This window comes from Pantoea sp. Morm (assembly GCF_016643525.1).
Classification (GTDB): Bacteria; Pseudomonadota; Gammaproteobacteria; order Enterobacterales; family Enterobacteriaceae; genus Pantoea; species Pantoea dispersa.
Genome location: NZ_VOQX01000134.1, coordinates 1 through 9,445, shown reverse-complemented (window position 1 = coordinate 9,445; position 9,445 = coordinate 1). Strand labels below are relative to the sequence as shown.

The following is a 9,445-nucleotide window of genomic DNA, read 5'->3' as shown; positions in this document are numbered from 1 at the left end:
GCGGAGGAGCCCTGGTATCGTCTGACACAACGGTCAGGGGACTGAACGCCATTGCTGACAAAACGGTAGCCCTGCAAACCAGCGGCAAAAAAATAACTCTGGTTGGTAATTCAGACGATGCATTTATACCGCAGCCCGGAAGGCTTCCCGAGGGGCAGAAAGTCGATACCAGCGCCTACCCGATCCCGGAAACGCAGAATGGCTACTTTACGGTGTCGCAGGATCCTGCCAGTCCCTATTTGATCACCGTTAACCCGAAACTTAATGGTTTAGGAGATCTTGATCAGACCCTGTTTAGCGATCTGAATACCCTGCTTCATCGTCAGCCTTCAGCCGCTCCGGCTGAGACGCGAAGCGCCTATACCGATGTCGGTCAATTCCTTGGGCCTTCTTATTTGCTGGATCGTTTGCAGCTCAAACCGGAGCAGGATTATCGCTATCTTGGTGATGCGGCATTTGATACCCGTTATGTCAGCAATGCGCTATTGAGCCAGACCGGGAACCGTTATATCAACGGTATGGGTTCCGATCTGGAACAGATGTCCTATCTGATGGATAACGCAGCGAAAGCACAGCAATCTCTGGGATTAGAGTTCGGTGTATCACTGAATGCGGAACAGATTGCTGCTCTCGATCACAGCATACTGTGGTGGGAGCAAGCGACGATCAATGGCCAGACGGTGATGGTACCGAAACTTTACCTGTCACCTAAAGATGTCACCGTGGCCAACGGCAGCGTGATTGCAGGCAGTAACGTCACGCTGACGGCAGACAATATCCGCAATAACGGCAGCACAATTGCCGCGACGCAGAATGTCGCGCTGACCAGTCAGACTCAGATTGAGAATATTAACAGCAGCCTTATTAAGGCAGGCGAAGGCTTGAACCTGAGTGCCCTGGGAAATATCAATAACATTGGCTCAACCATCAGTGGCAAGCAGGTGGCACTTGAAAGTGTCAGTGGAAACATTATTAACCTGACGAATACCTCCAATACCGGCAATAACTCAATCTGGAGTAAATACGCCATTACTGAGCAGGGAAATCAGGCAGCCATTACCTCTACAGGTAATCTCTCTCTGATGGCTGGTGACAGCCTGCTCAACACCGCCTCTCTGCTAAAGGCTGACAATGACCTGAAAATTCAGGCAGTGAATGATGTCTGGCTCGGCGCGAATACCATCAACAGTAACTTTAAAAACCGTAATCGTGATAACGCCAGCACCGCAGCGGTAGGCAGTACGCTATCCGCAGGTTCGGCATTAACGATAAATGCAGGCAAAAACCTTTCAGTCGAGTCAGGGCAGCTTAATTCAGGCAAGGACATGTCGCTGACGGCGGGGAATAACCTCGATTTAACGTCTCAGCAGTCCAGTGCCCATGATCAAATCGGTAATAAAGAAAGTCATAGCTCCAGTGCAGTGCGCACAACGGTGTCCAGCGGCGGTAATCTGACAATGAATGCCGGGCAGGATATGAAAAGCCAGGCGGCAGCCCTTGCGGCTGAGGGGGATATCGGACTGTATGCTGGTCGCGACATAAGCCTCGTTGCAGAAGAGAATCGTTCTGGCAACAGCGTACGCGGCAGTAACAAGACGGTGATTAACGAAACCGTGCGCCAGCAGGGTACTGAAATCACCGGCAAGGGCAGCACTTCCCTGACGGCTGGTCGCGATATTACCAGCCAGGCCAGTAACATCACAGCTGACCAGGACCTGTCTCTGAAAGCCGGTCGTAACGTGGATCTCACCACTGCTACCGAAAGCGACTATGCGTACCGCGAAGAAACCAAAACCAAAACCAAAAAAGGTTTCCTCAAAAAGACCATTACGCACACCATTCAGGAAGACAGCGTCACCCGTGAAAAAGCCTCACAGCTGAGCGGAAACACGGTCTCCGTGATTGCGGGCAATGACCTCACTGTTCAGGGATCCTCCGTGGCCGGTGATAAGGGCGTCGAACTCAGCGCAGGCCATGACCTGAATATCGTCACCGCCACCAACACCGATTCTACCTACAGCCTGAAAGAGGTGAAGAAAAGCGGGCTGATGGGCGGCGGACTCGGTCTCAGCTACGGCAAACAGTCGGCGAAGAGCGAGCACAACGGCGAGCAGGTCACGCAGAGCGATGCGCGCAGCCTGGTGGGCGCAGGCAACGGTGCGGTCACCCTGACGGCAGGCAACAACGCGCTGATTAAGGGCAGTGACGTGGTCGCGGGCGGTCAGAACGGCGACATCAGCGTAACGGCGAAGAACATCGCCATCGTGGCGGGTCAGGATCAGGTACGCGAAACCGCGAAACAGGAGTCAAAAAGCAGCGGGTTTGGCCTGAGCCTGAACCTGGGGCCGCTGGACACGGTGCGCAACCTGCGCGACATCATGAGCAACACCAGTTCGGTGTACGACCAGGTCAAGCAGGTGGGTAACGAGTTTGGCGCCAGCGCGCTGGATTCACCCGCACCGGGCCTGACCTATGGTCGTTCAGACAGCAAAGCCAGCCAGAACACTGAAAGCGTCTATCAGAGTGGCAGTACGCTGAATGCCGCCGGCAACCTGACGCTGAAGGCCCGTGGCGATGCGGATACGGCCACCGGCAACATTCTGGTCGAAGGCAGCAGCCTGAACGCTGGCGGTAAAGCCTCGCTGGACGCCACGCGCAATATCGACATCACCAGCGCCGCCGACAGTCAGAAGGCGGCCAGCAGCAGTAGCAGCAAGAACTGGTCGGCGACGACCTCAGCCTCAATAGGTGCGCTGGCGCGCAGCGGCGGCGGTTCACCAAACAACGGATCGGCGGGCACCAACTACGGCTCCAAAAACAGCCAGATGAACGGCGACAGCAGCCTTCTCACGCAGCACACGTCATCCATTACCGCTGGCAGCGTTGACGTGACCAGCCACAAAGGTGACATCGCGATAAGCGGTTCAACGCTGACCGGCACCACCGGCGTCGCACTGAACGCTGAGCAGGGCAACGTCAGCGTCGTCGCGGGGGAAGACCGTCAGCAGACGTCTGCCAGCGGATCGGACCATGCCATTGGCGATCTGGGCGGCGACGGCTACAGCGGAACCGTGGGGGTAGGCCACAACAGCTGGAAAAACGCCAGCACGGGCACGCAGCAGAACACCGTGCGCAGCGGCATCGTCAGTACGCTGGGCAACGTGACGGTGAATGCAGCTAAAGACGTTAACCTGCAGGGCGCAGACGTCTACGCCGGCAATGCGCTGAACGTTAACGGTGAAAACGTCCACCTCGACCCGGCGAAAGACACGCACGACGCCAGCAGCAGCAGTAAATCCTCGCAGTATGGCATCACCGCGCAGGTCTCCGGCTACGGCGTGAGCATGGCGCAGGCGGCAGACAAGGTCGCTCAGTCGCACAAACAGAGCGACGATCCGCGCCTGCAGGCCATTTATGCCGCGCAGGCGGCCATGACCGCGCTGTCGGCGTATACCCAGAACACCGCAGCCGTCAAAGTCACCGTCAGCGCCACCGCAGGCAGCAGCCATCAGTCCGTGGAGCAGAGCAGTACGCAGCAGAGCGGCAGCGTGCTCAAAGCGGGCGGCGACGTTGCGGTCACGGCGAAGCAGGACATTACCGGCGAAGGCGCCAAAATCAGCGGCGACAACGTTTCCCTGAGTGCGGGCCGCGATATCGCCCTGAGCAGCGCCACGGACAGCAGCAGCCAGAAATCGAGCAGCGGCGGCAGCAAGTATGGCGTCGGCGTGGGCTTTGGCCTCGGCGGCAGCCAGAACGGCTTCTCAATTGAACTGGCCGCCAGCCAGAACAGCGCAAACGGCAACGGCAGCAGCATTACTCACCACAACAGCGAAGTGACCGCAGCAGGCGACCTGAAGGTAAAAGCCGGTCAGGACGTGACGCTGAAAGGCGCGAACCTCAACGGTAATCATGTTGACCTCGACGCGGGACGTAATCTGGAGATTGCCAGCCAGCAGGACCGTGCGAGCTACGACAGCCATCAGAGCTCATCCGGCTTCAGCGCCAGCATCTGCGTGCCGCCAATCTGTGCGGGCGTACCGGTGCAGGGCAGCGCCAGCATGAGCGGCAGCAAAATTTATAACGATTTTGATTCTGTACAGCAGCAGAGCAGCATCAGCGCGGGTGACGGTGGCTACAACATTTACGTCGGCAACCATACGCAGCTGGATGGGGCAGTCATCGCCTCCTCCGCAACTACGGACAAAAACCACCTCAGCACCGGTACGCTTGGCTGGACCGATATTGAAAACCACGCCAATTCCGGCGGCAATGGCTTCAGCGTGGCCGTCAGCGGCAGCATGGGTAAAACCACCACGCCAGCGTCTGACAGCTTCATCAACAACATTCCGAAATCCGGGGAGCCACAGCCGTCGGGTGGCAACTCGCTGCCGATGGGCACGCTGCAGCAGACGAAGGACCGGGCAAGTTCTACCACCTACAGTGCCATCTCGCCGGGAACGATTGAGATCCGCAACCCGGATGCCCAGAAGCAGGACGTATCGCAAATCAGCCGCGACACTGCCGCAGCGGAGAATGCGCTGAGGGATAAGTTTGATGCGCAGAAGGCGGAAGACAGCCTGGCTGTTCAGCGAGAGATGGCGGTACTGGGGCAGCAGGCTATCCAGCAGACCTTCGACGCGCTCAAGAAGCAGGAGAAAGAGCAGGAGAGAGAGAAGCTTAAAACTGATGCCGCGTTCAATGGACTCTCAGACGCGGATAAGAAAAAAACGCTCGATGATTTTGATCAGAAAGTTGAAGAGAAGTACGGCGTCGGTTCTGACCTGCAGATTGCGGCACAGGCCATCAGCGGGCTGTTTGCCGGGCTGGCGGGCGGCAACGTCAGCGGTGCGGTAGCGGCAGGTGCCGCGCCACTGCTGGCGCAGATGGTCAAGCAGGTGTCGCAGGGTAACGAGCCAATGCGCGTCCTGCTGCATACGCTGGCATCGGGTCTGATTGCAAAAGCGCAGGGCGGTAGCACCATTGGCGGTGCGGCGGGCGGACTGACGGCCGGATTGCTCAGTTCTGGTGATGCACTCAGCGAAATGTTGTTCAGCAAAAAAGCTTATCAACTCTCAGCCGATGAAAAGATGCTGGTCGCGAATGTTGTAACACTGGCAGGCGCAGCAGCCGGCGGTGCGGTTGATGGTAGTGCCGGAGTGGGAAGTGGGGGATCTGCAGGCAGGACAGAGGTTGAGAATAATTATCTAAGCGCTAACGAAGCCCAAATTAAGTCTAACCTGGAACGCAAGGAGAAAGCGGGGAGCATTTCAGAAGATGAAGCAAAAGAACTGGCAGATCTCCGCGAGACGGCTAAAGCCAGAGACCAGGCAATTCACGATATCTGTACTCAGGGTAATAAAGGAGGAGATGCCTGCGGAGCACTGGTTGCTGAGGCGCAAAAGGCTCTTGATAGCTATGGTGAAAGTGCAGCTGGATATCGCTTAATTTTCAGTGATTTATATCCTGAAGATGCTAAAAACGCTCAAGATATTTTAAAGGGACTGGATGAAGGGAGCATATCTCGCGACAGAGCTATCACCGCCATTACTCAAGCGAATAAACAGGATTGGACGCAGGACGACTGGAACAAAACTGCTGAAAAATATGATAGAGCAATGCAAACGCAGGCGATTATTGCAGTAATTGCTGGTTTAAAGGGCATCTCCGCTGGAACTTCGGCTTCCAAGGAAGGAAAAGGTGGCACTTCAAGCACAAGTCAAGATTCAATCAAAAATACTACTGAAACCTATTTCAGGGTAGAAGGAGGCGGAAGTGGTACCCAAACAAGTCAAAACAGGATAAGCGTAAACTCAGATGGAACAGTTTCAGTTAATAGTGGGTGTAGCGGGCAATTATGTGTTAGCACCAATGGACCTAATCACGCAGTCTACTATCTAACTAATAAAAGACAGGACGGCACTGTCGTTGTGTTTGAGATTGACTCAACGTTGAACAAGCAAATAATGGAAGCAGCGGTGCCACAACGCCCCATACCAGGTGTGCCTAAGGATCCTACTGCCCCCAAAATTGTTGACCCTACCAAAGGTCAACCTAGTGTATCATTAGAACTTCCCAAGGTTTGGGATAGATTAATTGAGCAGAGTTCTTCAAAAGCTCGAGTTCTGACTAAAGAGGAGTTTCTTAATGAATTTGGCGACTGAAGTTCAAGAGATCCATGACTCTTTATTCAATGGTGATGTCGATATTGCTATATTCGTATTGAATGGATCACATTATTATATTATTGATAGTAAAGAGAATTATTGCATTGATGTCAGACCAGAATATGATGCTTACATCCAGAATGGCTGGCTAAAACCTGAACAACTTGATGAAGCATTAAACTCATTCAGAGGTGGGATTCCCTTACTTGATAAAAGTAATTTCTTTGAATACATGAAAATAGCCAATGTAAAATGTTTCACAAAATCATGGATGCATAATTTTTTCATACACAACAAAACCAAAGAGGATTTATGTTCGTTTTACTCATACATAGAAAATTTCCTTTCAACATCTAATGAAGCGGTTAGACCTGATTGGGATGAGTGGAGATTGCGGCTACCTAAATTTTACATAAATTTTGATAAAAAAATATTTCAGCACACTGATTGGGAAAGAGATCACGAAAACCTAGCCCCACCGAATTGGAGTTCTCAAAAAAACAATATGTTTGGACTGCTCGTTCCCGATAGTGAACAATATTGGATAATTGACGGAATGAACTTCTGGAAATTAAAAATGTAAATAAGTGATCCCAAAGCTCGCGCCACTCCATAGCCCCGTTAATCGGTGACTCCTCCAGTAATTTAAACAGGATTAAGGTTTGAAAATGTTCGGTATTTTTTCTGAAGGCGAACCGATTAAAGAGAATGGGGAGTTAGTTATTCCTTCTTCAATAATCATAGGTGACTTCACTGAGCGATTACACATCCCAATTTCTTATTGGTCCCTTGGGGATTATAAGAGGAATTGGATCTCTTCTCTTAATCAAGGTATTGATAATAAAAAACACTCTGCCTTAGCGGTATCGATGTATGATCCGGAGTTTACGAATTTTATATTTGTTTGGGTAGCGTATTATCATGGTGATGAGGCCTACATTCAACATAAAATTATTTTTTTGAATGAATGCCAAAATTTCACTCCTGATAACATTAATAACTTTATTGGTGAACGTGAAACTCATAATAATGATGGTATGAGGATTTCCGAGTGGGCTACTGATTTGAATAGTGTTATTACGTTTCTGGCAAGTCTTCGACAACATAAATTCGGTGATGGGGTTAAAATAACTTGATGACTGGCATGGAAGTGTTCGGCACAGGTTTCCAGATGAATATCCAACCCCAAGGATCATTGGTAAATAATACGAATCTTACTGATGAAACAGAAAAAACTGAAATTGGCAACACACTGAAAAGCTGAAGCTGTTTAGATCAGAACAAGGCAATAACCATTTCCTGGCACGCCATTAATTATCAGTAGTTAATAGCCTGGTAAAGGCTGGAGTGCGCCTACAGATGCCTTATTTAACATAATAAGTATTTTGCGAACTTATATTGAGAGTCCAATTTGATAATGTCACTTTTGGGGGTGCGGACGATTTCCTGGACCTTCAGGAGATAATTCATGCACTCATATGAGGATCGTATCCGTGCTGTCGAGCTTTACTTCAGGTATGGCAAAAGGCTGACCGTTGTTGTCAGGGAGTTGGGCTATCCGTCCGTTAAACAGCTTGGCCGGTGGGTTCGGATTTTTGAGGAATACGGAGACTTACCCAGGGAATTAAAGCCCAGAAAACGCTATTCACACGCGCAGAAAGTCGCTGCGGTTGAGCATTACCTCACGCACGGCGGTTGCCTGGCCTATACGCGCCGCGCCATTGGCTTTCCCAGCAACGAAGTACTCAAGAGCTGGATCGAAGAGATTTATCCGGGACGGCGGCCCCTGATTATTCGCTCAAACACCAATAAATGCTTCAGTCAGGAAGAAAGAATTCAGGCTGTCCGCGAGCTCTGCACCCGACGCGGAACGGCACTTAAAGTTGCACAAAAGGTAGGTGTCAGCGTTCCGCTCCTGTACAAATGGAAGAAAGACCTGATCGACGATGAGGCTTATCAATCCATGCGTAAACGTAAATCAGCTCCACCGGATAAGCAGCAGGATGCACTGCTCGATGAAGTAAAGCAGCTTAAACAGCAGGTTCATCAGCTACAGCTTGAACGTGACATCCTGACAAAAGCGAATGAACTGATAAAAAAAGACATGGGCATCAGCGTCCTGACCCTGAAGAACAGGGAGAAAACCCAACTCGTTGATGCCCTTAAGGAAAGTTATCCCGTTGCTGAACTGCTCAGTGCTCTGCAGCTTGCACGAAGTTGCTATTTTTATCACAAAGCGAGCCTTCGTCTGCATGACAAGTACGCGGAAATACGCATAACCATAGCTAAGATCTTTGAGGGAAATTACCGCTGCTATGGTTACCGGCGTCTCCACGCGATGCTCCGTCAAAACAACACGCACATCTCAGAAAAGGTTGTCCGCAGGCTGATGGCTGAAGAGCAGCTGATAGTTAAGCGTGCAGGGCGGCGGCGATACAGCGCTTACTGCGGAGAAATCGGCCAGGCACCTGAAAATCTTCTCGCCAGGAACTTTCGCTCCTGCAGGCCAAATGAGAAGTGGCTGACCGATATTACTGAGTTCCAGCTTCCGGCCGGCAAGGTCTACCTGTCGCCAGTCATTGACTGTTTTGATGGCAAGGTGGTGAGCTGGACCATAGGAACACGGCCGGATGCAAAACTGGTGAATGCCATGCTGGATGATGCGATCGATACGCTCAGAGAACATGAAAGACCGGTGATACATAGCGACAGAGGCAGCCATTACCGGTGGCCGGGATGGCTGGATCGTATCAACACATCGGGTCTTATAAGGTCCATGTCGCGCAAAGGTTGCTCGTCGGATAATGCAGCGTGTGAAGGCTTCTTCGGGCGGGTCAAAAATGAAATGTACTACGGCAGAAGCTGGGCGGGCATAACGCTGGAAGATTTTATGTGCTTCCTGGACAGGTACATACGCTGGTATAACGAGAGCCGGATCAAAATATCATTAGGTGCAATGAGTCCGGTAAGTTACCGGCAGCATCTGGGGATCACAACATAACAGTCCAGGAAAACATCCGCATCTCCTTTTAGCTAGTTCATAATGTCACCCAGATGCGGCGCGTTTGCCACCTTTTCTGGGAGATCTCTGCTGATGCTGGTGACCATGTCGAACAAAGAACTTCACCGTATTCCCGTCATTCAGGCTGTTATAGAAAAACGTCTGCGTCGCCGTGATGCGGCCTCTCAGCTGGATCTTACCGAGCGTCAGGTTCAGCGGCTGATGAACCGCTACCGCGAGTCTGGCGCCGCCGGTCTTACCAACGCGCGTCGCGGCAAGC

5 protein-coding genes are annotated in these 9,445 nt (G+C 51.8%); all 5 read left to right on the top strand.

Annotation, left to right across the window (positions count from 1 at the left end; translation table 11 throughout):
* Positions 1-212 precede the first annotated feature (212 nt).
* Positions 213-6,161, top strand: coding sequence for a hemagglutinin repeat-containing protein (locus FT726_RS24865; RefSeq protein ID WP_346303635.1), 5,949 nt, complete (start codon positions 213-215; stop codon positions 6,159-6,161).
* On the top strand, positions 6,145-6,747 hold the full coding sequence (locus FT726_RS24860) for a hypothetical protein (RefSeq protein ID WP_346303634.1): 603 nt from the start codon (positions 6,145-6,147) through the stop codon (positions 6,745-6,747). The genes FT726_RS24865 and FT726_RS24860 overlap by 17 nt, the downstream gene beginning before the upstream one ends.
* Before the next feature lie 85 nt (positions 6,748-6,832).
* On the top strand, positions 6,833-7,300 hold the full coding sequence (locus tag FT726_RS24855; protein WP_346303633.1) for a hypothetical protein: 468 nt from the start codon (positions 6,833-6,835) through the stop codon (positions 7,298-7,300).
* Between the two features lie 332 nt (positions 7,301-7,632).
* Positions 7,633-9,165, top strand: a complete 1,533-nt coding sequence (locus tag FT726_RS24850; RefSeq protein WP_346303632.1) for an IS3 family transposase — start codon at positions 7,633-7,635, stop codon at positions 9,163-9,165.
* 105 nt (positions 9,166-9,270) lie between these two features.
* The coding region (locus FT726_RS24845) for a helix-turn-helix domain-containing protein (protein ID WP_346303636.1) at positions 9,271-9,445 on the top strand (175 nt) is incomplete at its 3' end.

Bases quoted from the DNA above. Each gene is read 5' to 3' on its own strand.
- FT726_RS24860 (WP_346303634.1), top strand. From the start codon at position 6,145: ATGAATTTGGCGACTGAAGTTCAAGAGATCCATGACTCTTTATTCAAT.
- FT726_RS24855 (WP_346303633.1), top strand. From the start codon at position 6,833: ATGTTCGGTATTTTTTCTGAAGGCGAACCGATTAAAGAGAATGGGGAG.
- FT726_RS24850 (WP_346303632.1), top strand. From the start codon at position 7,633: ATGCACTCATATGAGGATCGTATCCGTGCTGTCGAGCTTTACTTCAGG.